This window comes from Streptomyces sp. SBT349 (assembly GCF_001083795.1).
Lineage (GTDB): Bacteria > Actinomycetota > Actinomycetes > Streptomycetales > Streptomycetaceae > Streptomyces.
Genome location: NZ_LAVK01000158.1, coordinates 1 through 16,549, shown reverse-complemented (window position 1 = coordinate 16,549; position 16,549 = coordinate 1). Strand labels below are relative to the sequence as shown.

Genomic DNA, 16,549 nt, shown 5'->3' with positions numbered 1-16,549 from the left:
GTCGGCGCTCAACCCGGTGCAGCGGGTCGGCGACCAGATAGCCGAGGCGCTGCTGGTGCACGACCGCGCGCTGTCCACGGCGACGGCCCGGGCCCGCGCGGTGGAGCTGCTGGCGCGGGTCGGGGTGCCGGATCCGGAGCAGCGCTACCACGGTTACCCGCACCAGTTCTCCGGCGGCATGTGCCAGCGGGCGGTGATCGCCATGGCCATCGCCAACCAGCCGAAGGTGCTGATCGCCGACGAGCCCACCACCGCGCTCGACGTCAGCGTGCAGGCGCAGGTGCTCCAACTGCTCCGGGTGGCGGCCGAGGAGACCGGCGCGGCCACCGTGCTGATCAGCCACGACCTCGGTGTGGTGGCAGAGACGGCGGACCGCCTGTGCGTGATGTACGCCGGCCGGGTGGTGGAGACCGGGCCGGTGGCCGCCCTCTTCGCCGGGCCCCGGCACCCGTACACCGCCGCGCTGCTGGCCTCGTTGCCCAGGCTGGACGCGCGGGTCGGCCGGCTGGTCCCGATCCCGGGACTGCCGCCCGACCTCGTCGACCCGCCGCCGGGCTGCGCGTTCGCTCCGCGCTGCCCGGTGGGCAAGGACCGCCCGCGGTGCACCGAGCTGCGTCCCGAGCCGCGCGGCACCGGTGCCGCGCGCAGCGCCTGCCACTTCCCCGACGAGGCCGCCGCGGTGCTGACGCGCGAGCCACCCCGGCCCTCCCCCGCCGCCGCGTCCCGCGGGGCCACCGCGGAGGGCGGCCCGGTTCTCCACGTGCGGGACCTGCACAAGCGGTACCCGGTGCGCGCCGGCGTGTTCTCCCGCGCGCGGAGCTGGGTGCGCGCGGTGGACGGGGTGTCGCTGGAGATCGGCGCCGGCCGGACCCTCGGCCTGGTCGGGGAGTCGGGCTGCGGCAAGTCGACCCTGGCCCGGATGCTGCTGCGGCTGGTCGACCCGACCGAGGGCGACATCACCGTCGAGGGACGCGACCTGGTAGCCGCCGGGCGCGGTGAACTCCGGCGCATCCGCCAGCGGGTGCAGATGGTGTACCAGGACCCCTTCGCCTCGCTGAACCCGCGGCAGAACGTGGGGAACACCGTCGCCGAACCGCTCCGGCTGGCCGGCGGGTTCAGCCGCGCCGAGCGGCGGGCACGCGTGCTGAGCCTGTTCGAACGGGTCGGGCTGCGCCCGGAGCACGCGGACCGGTTCCCGGCCGAGTTCTCCGGCGGGCAGCGCCAGCGGGTCGCCATCGCGAGGGCCCTGGCCCTCGAACCCCGGCTGCTGATCCTGGACGAGCCGGTCTCGGCGCTCGACGTCTCGGTCCAGGCCCAGGTGCTGAACCTGCTGGCCGACCTCCAGGCCGAGTCCGGCATGGCCTACCTGTTCGTCAGTCACGATCTGTCGGTGGTCCGTCAGGTGGCCGACGAGGTCGCCGTCATGTACCTCGGCAGGATCGTCGAGAGCGGCGGAGTCGAACGCGTCTACCGGTCGCCGCGCCACCCCTACACGGCGGCGCTGCTCGCCTCGGTGCCGGTCCCCGACCCGGCCGGCCGCGCCGAACGCCAGCGGGTCCCGCTGGGCGGCGAGGTGCCGAGCCCGGCCGACCCGCCGTCCGGCTGCCGGTTCCGCACCCGCTGCCCGCTGGCCGAGGCCCGTTGCGCCGAGTCGGAGCCCGTGCTGCGGGTGATCGACGGCGGCTCGACCGCCTGCCATCTCGCCGACCGGCTCGATCCGGCCCGGTCCCTGGACAACGGGCGGCGGCCATGACCCCTCGCCGCCCTCCCGCCCGGCCGCGGTTCGCGGCGCTCCGCAGGTACGCGGGCTCCCGGTCGGCCGTGATCGGCGCCGCCGGTCTGCTGCTGCTCGTGGTGGTCGCGGCCCTGGCGCCCTGGGTGGCGCCCTTCCACCCCGACGCGCAGGGTGCGGACAACCTGCTCGGCCCGTCCCTGTCCCACCCGCTCGGCACCGACGAGCTCGGCCGGGACATCGCCTCCCGGGTGCTGTACGGCGCCCGCGGCTCGCTGCTGGTCGGCGTCGGGGCGGCGGCGCTGGGGGCGTTGATCGGCGTGCCGCTCGGCCTGCTCGCCGGCTACCTGGGCCGATGGGTGGACGCGGTGGCCATGCGGCTGGTCGACCTGCTGCTCGCCGTGCCCGGCGTGCTGCTGGCCCTGGTGGTCGTCGCGCTGCTCGGCCCCGGCCGGACCAACCTGATCCTGGCCATCGGCATCGGCGCCGTACCGGAGTTCGCCCGGCTGACGCGCGCGGCCACCCTGGAGATCAGGGAGCGCGACTTCGTCGTCGCCGCCCGGGGCATGGGCGCGCCGGCCCCCGACGTGATGGTCAGGACCGTGCTGCCCAACGTGCTCAATCCGGTGCTCATCCAGCTGGTGGTCACCGCCTCCCTCGCGGTGGTCACCGAGGCCGGGCTGAGCCTCCTCGGCCTCGGCAACCCGCCGCCCGCGGCCTCGTGGGGCGGCATGCTCCAGGCGGCGCGCGCCTACCTCTACCAGAGCCCCTGGTACGGCGTGTTCCCCGGTCTCTGCCTGGTCTTCACGGTCTTCTGCCTCGACCGGGTCGGCAGCGGGCTGCGCCGTGCCCTCGGCACCGGGTCCGCGAGCGGCGCCGGCGAAGGGACCCTGTGATGTACGCCTACCTCGTCCGCCGCCTCCTCCAGTTCGGCATCGTCCTCTTCCTCGGCTCGGTCGCCGTCTGGGCGCTGATCTTCGCGCTGCCCGGAGACCCCGCCACCGTGCTGGCCGGCGCGGACGCCGGTCCCGAGGAACTGGCCGCGGCCCGCACCCGGCTCGGCCTGGACCGGACCGTGGTCCAGCAGTACGCGAGCTGGCTGGGCAACGCGCTGACCGGCGACCTCGGCACCTCCTACTTCTCCGCCGAACCGGTGACGAGCACCCTGCTGGACGCGGTGCCCGCCACCGTCCAACTGGCCGCGCTCGCCATGCTCCTCACCGTGCTGATCGCGGTCCCGGTCGGCCTCACCGTCGCCCTGTCGCCGCGCTCCGCGGCGGGTCGCGCCCTGAAGGCGTACCTCACCGCGGGCCTCGCGGTGCCGGCGTTCTGGCTCGGGCTCCTGCTGATCATCGTCTTCGCGGTCCGGCTCCGGGCGCTGCCCGCCGCCAGCGACCACGTGCTGGTCTGGGACGACCCGGCCGCGACCTGGCGGAACCTGATCCTGCCGGCCGCCGCCATCGCGGTGCACACCTCCAGCGTCACCGCCCGCTTCCTGGCGGCGTCCCTGAGCGAGGTGCTGGGCCGGGACTTCGTCCGCACCGCGCGGGCCAAGGGCGTGCCGGAGCCGGAGGTGATCCGGCGGCACGCGCTGCGCAACGCCGCGTTGCCCACCGTCACCGTCGTCGGGATCCAGCTCGGCGGATTCCTCGGCGGCACCGTGGTGATCGAGGCCGTCTTCAACTACCCCGGCCTCGGCCGGCTGCTCTACACCGCCATCGGCGAACGGGACTACGCCGTCGTCCAGGGCGGCGTGCTCTTCGTCATCGCCGCCTTCCTCACCCTCAGCCTGCTGGTCGACCTCCTCTACGCATGGCTCGACCCCAGGGTCCGGCTCGCCCGATCCCAGTGAAGGAGCCCGTCATGGTCCCCCACCCGCCGTGGCCGCACCGGCGTTCCCTCCTCGCCGCCCTGGGCCTCGCCGGGGCCGGCGCCCTGGGCGCGCCGCTGCTCACCGCCTGCGGAGCGCCCCCGGGCCGGTCGTCCGGCCGGCTGCGGATCGGCACCACGCAGATCATGCAGTTCGACCCGTACCAGACCAACTCGGCGATCCACATCCACGCCTTCTACAGCTACCTGGTCGACTACGCCGACGACTACCGGCCGCGCCCGGCCGCGGCCGAGGCATGGGAGTTCGCGGACGACGACCGCTCGGTGACCCTCACGCTGCGCGACAGCCGCTTCGGCGCGGGCCGCCCCGTCACGGCCGAGGACGTCGTCGCCGGCGTCGCCCGTGCCAAGGACCCGGCGGCGGCGTTCACGCTGGCGGAACCGTCCACGTTCATCGACGCGGCCACCGCGCTGGACCCGCGCACCGTGCGGGTGGACTTCGTCGAGCCGACCCCCAGGGAACTCGTCGTGGACTGGATGTTCGCCTTCCCCGTGATCCCCGCCGAACGCAACGACTCGGCGTCGCTGGCCAACGAGCCGGCCGGTTCCGGCCCGTTCCGCCTGGCGTCCTTCGCTCGCGACCAGCGTCTCGTCCTCACCCGGAATCCCGACTACCGGGACGGGGCCCGGCCCGCCGCGGACGAGGTCGAGTTCCGCTTCTTCCGCGACGAGGAGGCGATGGTCAGCGCCCTGGAGTCCGGGGACCTCGACGGCGCCGTGTACCTGGCGCTGCGGCACGCGGAGCGGCTGCGCGGCCACTACCGCCCGGTCGAGGGCGAGGGCCGGATGAACCTGTTCTTCATGAACGCCACCATGCCGCCCTTCGACAACAAGGCGCTCCGGCAGGCGGTCGCCCGCGCGATCGACCGCGAACGCATCATCGACCAGGTGGGTTTCGGCATGGGCGAGCCGATCTACACGGCGTTCATGCCGGAGTCCCCGGCCTTCGACCCGGCGCGGCTCACCACGCACGGATTCGACCTCGCCGCCGCCGAGGCGGCCGTCGACGCGTCCGGCGGTGCCCGCGAGGCGACCGCCGGCGTCGGGGACGAGCCGGGCGCGGTGGAGATCCTCCAGATCATCCAGGCCGACCTGGCCCGCATCGGATTCGACCTCGCCATCGAGCCGATGGAGCAGGCGACCTTCCTGGAGGAGCTGTTCGGCAGCCGGCTCCAGTCCTGCGTGGCCGCCCAGCCGAACAACCTGCGGAGCCCGTCGCTGGTCGCCAGGGGCCGGCAGATGCTGCCGGGCGAGGCCAACGTGCTGCTGGGCGACGGGGTGCCCGACCGCTACGTCCGGGCGGTCGGCGCCGCCAGGACCGCCACCGCCGACGACGCCAAGCGGGCGGCGTTCGCGCGGCTCAACGACGTGCTGCTGGACGAGGCGTGGGCCGTGGGCATCGCCACCAGGCCGTCGCTGGCCGCGCTCGACCGGGGCGTGGCCGGACTCGCCGTCGACCCGCGGGACTTCCTGGTGCTGACCGGCCTGCGCCGGACCTGACCCGCGGACGCCCGAGAAACCGACATGGAAAGGTCCTGCATGGACGCGTTGGACTCCCCCCCGACCAGCCCGGTGACCAGCCTGCTCACCGCGGTGTTCACCCCGTTCGACGAGGACGGCGGCCTGGCCCTGGACACCGTGCGCGAGCAGGCCGATGCCCTGGCCGGCTGGGGCTGCCCCGCGGTGTACGTGGGCGGCACCGCCGGCGAGGGGGCCTCGCTCACCTCCGCGGAACGGATGGCCCTGCTCGAACGGTGGTGCGAGGTCGCAGCCGGGCGCTTCGACGTCATCGCGCACGTGGGCCACGCCAGCCTGGCCGAGGCCCGGACGCTCGCCGCGCACGCCAGGCTGGCGGGGGTGCGGGCGATATCGGCCGTCGCGCCCTACTTCCACCGGCCCGCGAACGCCGAGGCGCTGGCGGACTACTGCGCCGCGCTCACCGCCGCCGCCCCCGACGTGCCGTTCATCTACTACCACATCCCCTCCGTCACCCGGGTCGCCATCCCCGCCAGCGCCTTCCTCAAGGCGGCGCGGGGCACGGTGCCCACGCTGGCCGGCGTCAAGTTCGCCGACGGCGACCTGGCCGACTTCCAGCGCTGCCTCGAACTGGCCTGGGACGGCTGCGAGCTGTACTTCGGCAACGCCAGGCTTCTGCTGGCCGCGGTCGGTCTCGGCGCGCGGGCGGCCATCGGCTCCGCCTACAACTTCGCCGCCCCCCTGTATCTGCGGATGCTCGCCCACGTCGAACGCGGCGAGACGGCGGCGGCCCGCGACTGCCAGTTCCTCGCCCAGCGCGCCATCGACACCGCGTCCGGCTACCGGGGTGAACTCGCCGGTTTCAAGGCGGCGACCAAGCTCACCGGGCTCGACTGCGGACCCTGCCGGCCCCCGCTGACCGCCCTGGACGAGGCGGAGCTGGCGGACCTGCGGACCCGGCTCACCGGCATCGGCTTCCTGCCCCGGGAGACGGCATGACGGCGCCGGGCCCGCCCGCGCGCCCCCATGTGCTCCTGATCCAGGCCGACCAGTTCCGCTGGGACTGCCTCGGTGCGGCGGGACACCCCGATGTCGCGACCCCGCACCTGGACCGGCTCGCCGCGGACGGGGTGCTCCACGGCGACGCCTTCTGCCCCTTGCCGATCTGCACCCCGTCGCGGTACTCGCTGCTCACCGGGCTCTACCCGCACCAGCACGCGGGCTGGACCAACCACAGCACCCTGCCGCCCGCGGTGCCCACCTTCCCCGGCGCGCTGCGCGCGGCGGGCTACCGGACGGCCGCCGTCGGCAAGATGCACTTCACGCCCACCTACCTGGACGTGGGATACGACCGCATGCTGCTGGCCGAGCAGCACGGTCCCGGCCGGTACGACGACGACTACCACCGGGACCTGCGCGCCGCCGGGATCACCCCCGTCCTGGACCTGCTCGACCAGGAGGAGCACCTGCGCCCCGCCGCGCCGGACTCCTACTGGGAGAGCTACGGCACCGCGCGTTCCGACCTGCCGGAGGAGTGGCACTCGACGACCTGGATCGGGGACCGCGCGCTGCGCGAGGTCGCCGGCTGGGAGCCCGGCGGCGGTCAGTTGCTGCACGTGTCGTTCATCAAGCCCCACCACCCGTTCGACCCGCCGGCCCCCTGGGACGAGCTGTACGACCCGGACGCGCTGACGCTGCCACCGGGCTGGACGGAACGGATCCCGCCGCCCGACCTGCGGCACCGCGACGCCTACTTCGACTACGAGGGGCTCACCGAGCCGGTGCTGCGCCGGGTGATGGCGCACTACTACGGCTCCATCACCCACCTCGACCACCACATCGGCCGTCTCGTCGACGCGTTGCGGCGGCGCGGCCTGTACGACGAGACCATGATCGTCTTCACCTCCGACCACGGCGAGTACCTGGGCTTCCACCACCTGCTGCTGAAGAACGGGCCGCTGTACGACCCGCTGGTCCGGGTGCCGCTGGTGGTGAAGTACCCGGCGGCGCCCGGCACCCGGCCGCGGCGCGGTGAGCGCAACGACGCGCTGGTCTCGCTCGTCGACCTCGCGCCCACCGTGCTGTCCGCCTGCGGCGTGCCGCCGCCCCCGGATCTGCCGGGTCATGACCTGACCGACCCGGGCGCCGGGCGGGACTGCGTCTTCGCGGAGAACCGCAGGGGCGGCGCGGTGGCCATGGCCAGGACGCGCACCCACAAGCTCCTGGTCGGCGCGGACCCCGCGGACGACGCGCTGTTCGACCTGCGCGAGGACCCGCTGGAGCGGCGGAACCGGCTCGGTGCCCCGGACAGCGGCGCGGTCGCCGCGGATCTGCGCGAACGGCTCCTGCGCTGGGTGGCGTTCGACACCCCGCCGCCCCCGTACCTGGACGAGGACGCCGCGGTGATCGAGGCGCCGAACGTGCCGCCGCGGGACCCGGCCCGCCGCGCCGAGCACGCGGCCCACTTCGCCGCCGCGGTGCGCGAGGCGGCCCGGTCGCCCGCGCCCGACCACCCCAACGCCCCGACGGCCGGCCGGGAGCGCGCGCAGGAGCCGCACCACCCCCACCACCAACAGAAGGGACGCCCATGACCCCCCGTACCGCGACCGGTGGCGATCAGCGCACCGCGACCCGCCTGGCGCCGCTGATCACGGCCGCGCTGGCGGCCTCGCTGCTCGCCCCCACGGGCGCCGCCGCGTCCGAGGAGGCCCACCGGGCCATCCGCCAGTCCACCGTCTTCGAGCAGGGCGAGGACGGGTACCACACCTTCCGCATCCCGGCGGTGGTCCGCGCCGCCGACGGCACGCTGGTGGCCTTCGCCGAGGCGCGGACGAGCGGCTCGGGCGACGACGGCGACATCGACCTGGTCGCCAAGCGGTCGACGGACGGCGGCGCCCGTTGGGGACCGCTGATCGTGGTGTGGGACGCCGGGGCGAACAAGGCCGGCAACCCGGTCCCCGTGCTCGACCGGAACACCGGCCGGCTCATCCTGAACACGACCCGCACCGGCGGCGACGTCAGCACGGCCGACGTACGCTGCGGACGCGCCGACGCGCAGCAGACCCGGCGTTCCTTCGTGCAGCACAGCGACGACGACGGCCTCACCTGGTCGCCGCCGGAGGAGATCACCCAGGACGTCCGGCCGGGCAACTGGCGGCACTTCGTCGGCGGTCCGGGCCACGCCATCCAGCTCGAACACGGTGAGCACGAGGGCCGCCTGGTCATCCCCGGCAACCACTCGGTCGCCCCGCCCGAGGGCTCCGGCATCGACTGCCTGGACGACAGGCTGTTCGGCGCCCACTCCCTCTACAGCGACGACGGCGGTGCCACCTGGCACCTGGGCGGCGTGGACACCCCGCTGACCGGCGTCGACAACCCCAACGAGAGCACCGTCGCCGAACGCGCCGACGGCACCGTGTACTTCAACGCCCGCGACCAGCAGGGCACCAGCCCCGCCACCCGGCTGGCCACCACCAGCAGCGACGGCGGCGCCTCGTTCGACGGCCCCTACCAGCCGGTCGACGACCTGGTGGGCCCGGTGGTCCAGGGGTCGGTGCTCGCGCTGGACGGCGGCGAGCGCCTCCTCTACGCGGGCCCCGGACGCCCCGACGCCCGGCGCGACCTGACGCTGTGGACCAGCGAGGATGCCACCTCCTGGGAGTCGGCCCTGCTGGTCAACAGCGCTCCGGCCGGCTACTCCGACCTGGTCGGACTGGAACGCGGCGCGGTCGGCGTGCTCTACGAGAACGGCGTGCCCTCCGCGGAGCAGCCCAACCCGCCGGCGCACCAGCGGATCACCTTCGCCCGCGTCCCGGGACCGCTGCTCACCGGCCACGGGAACGACGCCGACCACGGCGCGCCGGGAGCGGGAGCTCCCGGACACCGTCCGTGAACGCGCCGTCCCCGCCGCGCGACGGACCCGGATCGGGTGCGCGATTCACCACCGGCGAGCCGCGCACCCTGATAAAAGAAGAGATCATGATGCGATCATCCGCCTTACGGCACCTCACCGTCCTGGCAGCCGTCACCTTGCTCGCCGCGAGCACCACCACCTCGGCTCGGGCGGAGCCCGAGCCCAAGGCCCCCGAGGACTTCGTCGCGCTCTCCCACGTGGATCCGACGATCCTGCACGACATCCGCTATCACACCGCGCACAACTTCATAGGCGAACCGATCGAGGGCTACCGGATGCCCCTGTGCCTCCTCACCGAGGACGCCGCCGCCGCGTTGCAGCAGGCGCAGGAGTCCCTCCGCGAGCAGGGGTACAGCCTGAAGGTGTACGACTGCTACCGCCCGCAGCGCTCCGTCGACCAGTTCGTCGACTGGGCCGAGGACCTCGACGACCTGCGCATGAGGGAGGAGTTCTACCCGCGGGTCGACAAGTCCCGGCTCTTCGACGACGGTTACATCGCCGCTCGCTCGGGGCACAGCCGCGGCAGCACTGTCGACCTCACCCTGGTGAGCCTCCCCGCCGCCGAGCAGCGGCCGTACGTGCCCGGCGAACCGCTGACGGACTGCGCCGCCCCGCTGGGCGAGCGCTTCCCGGACAACTCCATCGACATGGGTACGGGGTACGACTGCTTCGACACGTTGAGCCACACGCTGGATCCCCGCGTCGAGGGAGAGCAGCGGGCCAACAGGCTCCTGCTGAGGGAGACCCTGGAGGAGGTGGGCTTCGTCAATTACGAACATGAATGGTGGCACTACACCTACGTGCCGGAAACCTACCCGGACACCTACTTCGACTTCCCCGTGCACTGCCGGTCACTGACCCCCTGACGCGGGCGACCCGGCGCGCGAGGGCGGCACCCATGTCAGACTTACCCCCTGTGAATGAGGGAGTTGAGGGTGGATGCCGGAGAAAGTACGTGTCCTCGACCGGGCTCAGGTGCGGCGCTGCGCGGCGCGGCTGGATCCGGTGGAAGTGACGGAGGACATTCTCCGCCGTCATGCCCGTGGCCAGGTGATGCTGCCCGCCGAAGGCTATATGGCGTGGAACAACTCGGAGGGTGCCTACAGCAGATCCATAGCCATGCTCGGGGCGCTCACCGGCCCCGAGCCGGCCTACGGGATAAAGCTCATCAACGCGGCCGTGAGCAACCCGTCGAAGGGAATGGAACGGGCCGGTGGAATGTCCATCCTGTTCGACCCGGAGACGGCGCGCCCCTACCTCCTCGCGGAGGCAGGGTATGTGAGCGCGCTGCGCACGTCCTCCTATACGGTGGCGAGCCTGCGGCATCTGGGGCCGGAGACCTTCGACGCGGTGTCGATCATCGGCTGCGGGGCGCTCGCCCGCAGCCATCTCGCCCTCATCGCCCGGTATTTCCCGGATGTCGGCCGGGCGCACGTGCACGACATCGTTCCGGAACGTGCCGCGGCGTTCACCGAGTGGGCCGCCGCGCACGTGCCGTCGGTGACCGTCCGGACGGAGCCGTCGGCACGCTCCTGCGCGGCGGCGAGCCAGGTCGTGATCACACTGACGGTGTCGGACCGGCCGTACGCCTCCCACGACTGGTTCCGGCCGGGCACCTTCGTCGCGCACGTCTCGCTCGACGACCTGCGCGAGGACGTCTTCGTCAAGGCCGAGCGGCTCTGGGTGGACGACCTGGGGCTGATCGAGGAGAACCCGCGCAGGATCCTGGGGCGGCTGCTCCAGGAGCGCGTCGTCGTGGCGGCGGACGGCGGGATCACCGGGTCGCTCGGCGAGGTGCTGACCGGTGAGGTTCCCGCGTCCCGTCCCACCTGTGGGGTCGTGGTCAGCAACCCCTTCGGCATGTCGATCCTCGACGTGGGGATGGTCGACGCGATCGGGCGAACGGCGGAGGCGGACGGCATCGGCACCCGCATCGACCTGCTCGGCGCGGCGGAGGAGGGCGAATGACGCGGGCCCCCCGCACGCCGGACGCCGGGGCCGCCCCGCCCTCCGAGGCCGGGCTGCTCAGCCTGAGCGACGTGGACGAGAAGACGCTGTCCGAACTGGTGCGGCGGTCCGTCGAGTTCGACCGCGACCAGCGCCCCGCGGCGCGCCCGCTGGCGGGCAGGGCGGTGGGCATCCTCTTCACCGCCACCTCGACGCGCACCAGGACCGCGTTCACCGTCGCCGCGCTGCGGCTCGGCGGCACGCCCATCGCCTACGGTCCGGCCGACCTCCAGCTGGCCACCGGCGAGAGCCTCGCCGACACCGGACGGATCCTCGGCCTGATGCTCGACGCCCTGGTGGTGCGGACGGCGGGCCCGCTCGCCGAGATGCGCCGGCTGGCGCGCGGTGCGGGCAGGCCCGTGGTCAACGCGATGGCCGCCGAGGAGCACCCGACGCAGGCGGTCTGCGACATCGCCACCCTGGTGCGGCATTTCGGATCGCTGCCGGGGCTGTCGTTCCTCTACGTCGGCGAGGGCAACAACACCGCGGCCGCGCTGGCCCGCGGCCTCGCCCTCGTCCCCGGCGTGCGCGCGACCTTCGCCACCCCGCCGGGCTACGGCCTGCCGCCCGCGCTGCTGGCCGAGGCCGCCCGGGCGGCGGGAGCGCGCGGCACGGTGATCGAGGAGGTCCACGACATGGAGCGGCTGCCCGCCGACGTAAACGCCGTGTACACGACGCGGTGGCAGACGACGGGCACGAGCAAGGCCGACCCCGCGTGGCGCGAGAGGTTCCGGCCGTTCTACGTCGACGAGGCGCTCATGGGCCGCTACCCCGGAGCCGTCTTCATGCACGACCTGCCCGCCCACCGGGGTGACGAGGTGGCGGGCGCGGTGCTGGACGGCGAGCGCTCCCTGGCGTGGGCACAGGCGCGGATGAAGCTGTCCAGCGCCATGGCGGTGCTGGAGCACGTCGTGGAAGACGACGCGTGAGCGCGCCCGCCGCGCGCTTTCGCTGGCGTTGCTCCGTGTGCGGCGCGGACTTCGCGCTCGACGCCGTCCGCTACACCTGCCCGTCCTGTCCCGGCACGGCGGCGCTCGACCTGGTGACGGACTACGCCCGCGCGGGCGCGGGCCGGCCGCCGGACCAAGTGGTGGACGCCTGCGAGCCGTCCATGTGGCGATACCGCGCGCTGCTGCCGGTGGGCTCCGCCGGACGTCCGGGCCTCGACGGCGTGGGCTGGACGCCGCTGACGGAACTGCCGCGTCTGGCCCGGCACCTGGGCATCCGGCGCCTGCTGCTGAAGGACGACGGGCGGAACCTGACGGGATCGCTGAAGGACCGCGCCAGCGCACTGGTGGTCGCCAAGGCCCGGGAACTGGGCGAACGGGTCGTGGTCACCGCCTCCACCGGCAACGCCGCGGCGGCGCTCGCCGCCTGCTGCGCCGCGTCGGGGGTGCGCTGCCTGGTGTTCGTGCCCCGCGGGACGCCCCCGGCGAAGATCGCGCAGTTGCGCGCCTGCGACGCCGTGGTGGCGGAGGTGGCGGGGGGCTACGGCCGGGCCGTCGAGCTGAGCCTCGCCATGGCCCGGCGCAAGGGCTGGTACTGCCGCACCACCGCCTTCAACCCGTACACCGCCGAGGGGAAGAAGACCGCCGCCCTGGAGATCGCGGAACAGCGGGGATGGCGCGCGCCCGACGTGGTGCTCGTGCCCGCCGGGGACGGGAACATCCTGACCGGCATGCACAAGGGCTTCGCCGACGCGCTGGCGATGGGCTGGACGGACCGGATGCCACGGCTGATCGCGGTGCAGTCCGCGGCGGCGCCCGCGCTCTTCGAGGCGTGGCGCGCGGGCGCGCACGCGCCGGAGGGCGCGGCGGCCCGGAGCCGGGCGGAGAGCATCAACGTGGCCGTGCCGCAGGACGGCAGGCGCGCCCTGCGGGCCGTGCGCGACACGGGGGGCCGCGTCAGCGTCGTCTCCGACGAGGAGGCGATGGAGGCCGTCAACCTGCTGGCCAGGACGAGCGGGGTGTTCGCCGAACTGGCGAGCGCGGTCACGACCGCGGCGCTGCCGGGGCTGCTGGCGGACGGGCAGGTGGGGAAGGACGAGTGCGTGGCCGTGGTGAACACCGGCAGCGGGCTCAAGGACCCGCTGGCGGCGTTGGACCGCAGCCGCCCGGTCGTCGCGGACCCCGGCGGTGACGCGGCGCTCGAAGCCGAACTGACCCGGCTGCTGGGGGACGACGGCCGCTGACGCGGCGGCGCGTCAGGCGGCGGCGCCGTCGGCGCGCACCGGCCGCGCCATCGCGACGGCGACCCGCCGCTGACCGGAGAACGGCGCCCTGCCGTGCGCGCTCAGCATGTTGTCCAGCAGGAGCACGTCGCCGCGCTGCCAGGGGAACGCGACCGTGGCCCGCTGGTAGGCGGCGCGCAGGGTGTCGAGGACGTCGGGCTCGATGGGCGTGCCGTCGCCGTAGAAGCTGTTGGTGGGCATCTCCTGCGGCGACAGCTCCTCGGCCATGGCGGCGTGCAGCGACGGCTCCAGGGTGGAGGCGTGGAAGAAGACGGCGTGGTTGAACCACAGGTCCTCGCCGGTGTCGGGGTGCCGGGCCGTGGCCTCGGAGACCCGGCGGGTGCGCAGGTGGTCCTCGTCCCCCCACTCGGCCGTGAGCCCGGCCGCGCGGCAGTACGCCTCGGCCTCGGCACGGTCGCCGGTCCCGAGCGACTCCTGCCAGGACAAGCCGTAGCCGCGCCCGTAGTTGCGGACGTACATGACCTTCTTCTCGGCGAACCTGCGGCGGACGGCCTCGGGGACGCTCGCGGTGACCTCGCGTATCGAGGCGATGGGCGTCTGTCCGCCGCCGCCCGGTGGGGTCAGGCAGCAGAAGCCGAGGCGCAGCGGCCACCGCGTCGCGTAGGACATCTCGTTGTGGAGGAAGATCGGCTGGTCGGGCGGGTGGTCGGTCGAGGTGTAGACGTTCCCGGCGATCTGGTGGCGTGGCGAGGAACGCTCGTGCTCCGCGACCAGGTCGCCGTACAGGCCGCCGAGCACCCGCTCGAACTCGGGGGCCTCGCGCACCTCGAAGCCCCGGAACAGCAGCGCGCCGGACGCCAGCAGATGCCGCTCGACGACAGCCTTGTTCGCCGCGGTCCACGCGTCGAGCCGCACACCCGCCACGGACGGGGCGGCGATGGGGGGATGACCGGGAGGGCCGTCGGGGGCGGTGACGGTCACGAGCTGGTCGGGCCGGACACGGCTCCTGGCGCGCCGCGCACCGCGTGGCGACGGAATGCCTGTTTCACTCATCGATGCCTCCATTCCACTGCCGCTTCCCCATTTGTGATGAATGAGCCGTCATGCGCCTTCCCATTCCGGGATGCCTCTCGTCTCCTTCGCCGGGCGCGGGAGATTCTACAGCGCGACGGTAAGGGCGAGATGGGGGGCCTTGGTGGCGTTTCGTGCCGAGTTGGGCAGGCACAGAACCCACGCTTCCGTTTATTGCAGGCTACAGCCATGCTCTTGACGGCCTATTCACGGCTGTGTATCTTCGGCCGAAGTTCACGGATTCACCGCAGAAGTCTTGACACGGAGGTAAGACCCGCTCGCATGCGCTGCCACTGATTCAGTGTGTCACCCCGTCAAGACTCGCGTTTCCCCGCGCACTCATCACGTCATGCGGCGAAGATCCTCACGTCTGTATCCGGAGTCGTAGCCCTCGGCTGTCTTTTTCCGGAGAACTTTCTCTCTTCTTCCAGGGAACCGGGGCAGGCGGCGGCATTACGCCTTCTATTCGGGACAGGAGAATTGCAGGTGACGACGGACGAGGCCGCGGCGGGCACCGAGCCGGGAATCGAGGGCTTTCGCACCTCACCGCTCCAGAACCGGATATGGCGTACCGCTCGGCACGCCCGGTCGGTGGTGGTGCTCTCGGTGTCGGGCCCGGTTCCCACGGCGCGTATCGAGGCTTCCCTGCGGGCCGCGACTGAGCGGCACGAGATGCTCCGTACGTCGTTCCGCACCCTCCCCGAGCTCGCCTTCCCCCTCCAGGTGATCCACGACCTCCCCCTGGCCGGGACGCGCCTGACGGACCTGTCCGGTGAGGACCCGGCGGCCCGGGCCGCCGCGCTGGAGGCGCTCGTGGAGGCGCACCGGCGTCGGACGGAGGATCCCGCGCCGCGCGCCGACCTCGTGACGCTCTCGGGCGCCGACCGGCAGCTGGTGCTGAGTCTGCCCGCGCTGTGCGCGGACGCCGGGACGCTGCTCGCGCTCTGCCGCGAGGTGGCCGAGGGCTGCGGGACGCCGGGACCGGCGCCGGAGGACCCGCCGCAGTACGCCGATGTGACCGAGTGGATCCATGACGTGCTCGACTCCCCGGCGGGCGAGGCGGGTCGCGACTACTGGGCGACGGCGTCCGCCGGCCTCGCGCCGGCGCTCGCGGAACCGGCCGCGAACGGAACGGGGGCCGCCTCCACCGTCGCCCCCACCGTCGCGTCGGCCCACCTCGACGCCTCCGACGCGGAACTCGTCGACCGGGCCGCCGCCGCCCTGGGGGAGTCCACGGAGGTCTTCCTGCTGACCTGCTGGCAGATCCTGCGGTGGCGGGCCGCCCCGCAGGGCGTCCCCGCCCTCGGGGTGCTGCTCGATGGCCGGGCCCACGCCGAACTCGCCCACGTCCTCGGGCCGCTGACTCGCTGCGTGCCCCTCACGGGACGGGTGGACCTCGCCGAGTCCTTCGCCGCCCTCGCGCGCCGGACCGGCCGCGCTCTCGAAGAACACCGGGAGTGGCAGGAGCACTTCGACGCGGCGGCGTGCTGCCGGTCGGCCGGAAAGCCGGAGAACGCGTACTTCCGTGAGGTGTTCGGCTACACCGACGCCCGCGCCACCTGGAGCGCCGGAGGGACCACGTTCGCCGTCGAGCTGCTTCAGGCGGAGGGCGAGCCCTCCGCCGGCCGTCTCACCTGCCTGCGGCTGCCCGGCGGACTGAGGGCCGAGCTGCACCGCGCGCCGGGGGCGGGCGGTGACGCCGCGCCGGACGCCACCCTCCTGGATCGCCTGCGCACGCTGGCGCTGAGCGCCGCGCGCCGCCCCGAGGCCGCCGTCGGCGCCCTGGAGTGGCTCGGCACCGGCGAGCGCCGCGCGATCGGCGCCTTCTCGGCCGGCCCGGCCCTGGATTCCGGCGGCCCGGCCCCGGAGGTGCCGTCCAAGGGCGCGCCGGGCCTGTTCCACGAGCGCTTCGCGGCCTCGGCGCTCCGCCACGCCGACCGGACCGCCCTGGTCTTCGGGGACGAACGGCTCACCTACCGCGAACTCGACGAGCGCGCCGACCACATCGCGCACCGCCTGGCGGCGGCAGGGGTCCGGCCGCGCCAGGTCGTCGCCGTCTGGACCGCGCCCTCGCCCGACCTCATCGCCGCCGTCCTCGGCATCCTCAAGGCCGGCTGCGCCTACCTGCCGCTCATCCCCGGCGAGTCACCGAGCCGAGCCGCCGGCATCCTGTCCGACTCCGGTGCCGCCGCCCTCGTGGTGGATCGCGCGCCACCGCCCGGGCTCCCCCTCCCGGCGGCGGCCGTCCTGCGAACCGACGTTCCCCAGC

Annotated in this window: 13 protein-coding genes; 12 read left to right on the top strand and 1 reads right to left on the bottom strand. The window is 73.8% G+C overall.

Annotated features, from left to right (window positions below; genetic code table 11):
• From ADY01_RS19840 to ADY01_RS19790, 11 genes are all read left to right on the top strand, one after another.
• Window positions 1–1,753: ABC transporter ATP-binding protein (locus ADY01_RS19840; RefSeq protein WP_049575213.1), on the top strand; the 1,753-nt coding region annotated here is incomplete at its 5' end.
• Window positions 1,750–2,628 carry an ABC transporter permease gene (locus ADY01_RS19835; RefSeq protein ID WP_049575198.1) on the top strand — a complete coding sequence of 293 codons (879 nt, stop codon included), beginning with the start codon at window positions 1,750–1,752 and terminating at the stop codon, window positions 2,626–2,628. The genes ADY01_RS19840 and ADY01_RS19835, both read left to right, overlap by 4 nt.
• Window positions 2,628–3,584: an ABC transporter permease gene (locus tag ADY01_RS19830; RefSeq protein WP_049575195.1), complete on the top strand. Its 957-nt coding sequence runs from the start codon at window positions 2,628–2,630 to the stop codon at window positions 3,582–3,584. Before ADY01_RS19835 ends, ADY01_RS19830 begins: the two co-directional genes overlap by 1 nt.
• A gap of 11 nt (window positions 3,585–3,595) precedes the next feature.
• Entirely contained in the window at window positions 3,596–5,122 is a 1,527-nt protein-coding gene (locus tag ADY01_RS19825) for an ABC transporter substrate-binding protein (RefSeq protein WP_049575193.1), read from the top strand.
• Between the two features lie 39 nt (window positions 5,123–5,161).
• Window positions 5,162–6,097 carry a dihydrodipicolinate synthase family protein gene (locus ADY01_RS19820; RefSeq protein WP_049575189.1) on the top strand — a complete coding sequence of 312 codons (936 nt, stop codon included), beginning with the start codon at window positions 5,162–5,164 and terminating at the stop codon, window positions 6,095–6,097.
• Window positions 6,094–7,689 (top strand): sulfatase, encoded by a 1,596-nt coding sequence (locus ADY01_RS19815; protein ID WP_063784292.1) that lies wholly within the window; start codon window positions 6,094–6,096, stop codon window positions 7,687–7,689. The genes ADY01_RS19820 and ADY01_RS19815 overlap by 4 nt, the downstream gene beginning before the upstream one ends.
• Window positions 7,686–8,990, top strand: a complete 1,305-nt coding sequence (locus ADY01_RS19810; RefSeq protein ID WP_053171005.1) for a sialidase family protein — start codon at window positions 7,686–7,688, stop codon at window positions 8,988–8,990. The genes ADY01_RS19815 and ADY01_RS19810 overlap by 4 nt, the downstream gene beginning before the upstream one ends.
• Window positions 8,991–9,076: 86 nt before the next feature.
• Complete coding sequence (locus tag ADY01_RS19805) at window positions 9,077–9,877, top strand: M15 family metallopeptidase (RefSeq protein WP_049575208.1); 801 nt, start codon at window positions 9,077–9,079, stop codon at window positions 9,875–9,877.
• A gap of 73 nt (window positions 9,878–9,950) precedes the next feature.
• Window positions 9,951–10,979 carry a hypothetical protein gene (locus tag ADY01_RS19800; RefSeq protein WP_063784291.1) on the top strand — a complete coding sequence of 343 codons (1,029 nt, stop codon included), beginning with the start codon at window positions 9,951–9,953 and terminating at the stop codon, window positions 10,977–10,979.
• The gene (locus tag ADY01_RS19795; protein WP_049575184.1) at window positions 10,976–11,947 is read left to right on the top strand and encodes an ornithine carbamoyltransferase; all 972 of its coding nucleotides are present in this window, start codon (window positions 10,976–10,978) and stop codon (window positions 11,945–11,947) included. The genes ADY01_RS19800 and ADY01_RS19795 overlap by 4 nt, the downstream gene beginning before the upstream one ends.
• Window positions 11,944–13,209 (top strand): threonine synthase, encoded by a 1,266-nt coding sequence (locus tag ADY01_RS19790; RefSeq protein WP_063784290.1) that lies wholly within the window; start codon window positions 11,944–11,946, stop codon window positions 13,207–13,209. The genes ADY01_RS19795 and ADY01_RS19790 overlap by 4 nt, the downstream gene beginning before the upstream one ends.
• Before the next feature lie 12 nt (window positions 13,210–13,221).
• Here ADY01_RS19790 and ADY01_RS19785 read toward each other — a convergent pair whose 3' ends face one another.
• Window positions 13,222–14,262 (bottom strand): TauD/TfdA family dioxygenase, encoded by a 1,041-nt coding sequence (locus ADY01_RS19785; protein WP_063784289.1) that lies wholly within the window; start codon window positions 14,260–14,262, stop codon window positions 13,222–13,224.
• A 504-nt stretch (window positions 14,263–14,766) separates the two neighbouring features.
• Between ADY01_RS19785 and ADY01_RS19780 the strand changes: the two genes are divergently transcribed.
• On the top strand, window positions 14,767–16,549 hold a 1,783-nt coding region (locus ADY01_RS19780), incomplete at its 3' end, for an AMP-binding protein (RefSeq protein WP_049575182.1).

Excerpts from the sequence above, each read along its gene's own strand:
- ADY01_RS19830 (WP_049575195.1), top strand. The coding sequence starts at position 2,628 with ATGTACGCCTACCTCGTCCGCCGCCTCCTCCAGTTCGGCATCGTCCTC.
- ADY01_RS19835 (WP_049575198.1), top strand. The coding sequence starts at position 1,750 with ATGACCCCTCGCCGCCCTCCCGCCCGGCCGCGGTTCGCGGCGCTCCGC.
- ADY01_RS19810 (WP_053171005.1), top strand. The coding sequence starts at position 7,686 with ATGACCCCCCGTACCGCGACCGGTGGCGATCAGCGCACCGCGACCCGC.
- ADY01_RS19820 (WP_049575189.1), top strand. The coding sequence starts at position 5,162 with ATGGACGCGTTGGACTCCCCCCCGACCAGCCCGGTGACCAGCCTGCTC.
- ADY01_RS19825 (WP_049575193.1), top strand. The coding sequence starts at position 3,596 with ATGGTCCCCCACCCGCCGTGGCCGCACCGGCGTTCCCTCCTCGCCGCC.
- ADY01_RS19785 (WP_063784289.1), bottom strand. The coding sequence starts at position 14,262 with ATGAGTGAAACAGGCATTCCGTCGCCACGCGGTGCGCGGCGCGCCAGG.
- ADY01_RS19800 (WP_063784291.1), top strand. The coding sequence starts at position 9,951 with ATGCCGGAGAAAGTACGTGTCCTCGACCGGGCTCAGGTGCGGCGCTGC.
- ADY01_RS19795 (WP_049575184.1), top strand. The coding sequence starts at position 10,976 with ATGACGCGGGCCCCCCGCACGCCGGACGCCGGGGCCGCCCCGCCCTCC.
- ADY01_RS19815 (WP_063784292.1), top strand. The coding sequence starts at position 6,094 with ATGACGGCGCCGGGCCCGCCCGCGCGCCCCCATGTGCTCCTGATCCAG.
- ADY01_RS19805 (WP_049575208.1), top strand. The coding sequence starts at position 9,077 with ATGATGCGATCATCCGCCTTACGGCACCTCACCGTCCTGGCAGCCGTC.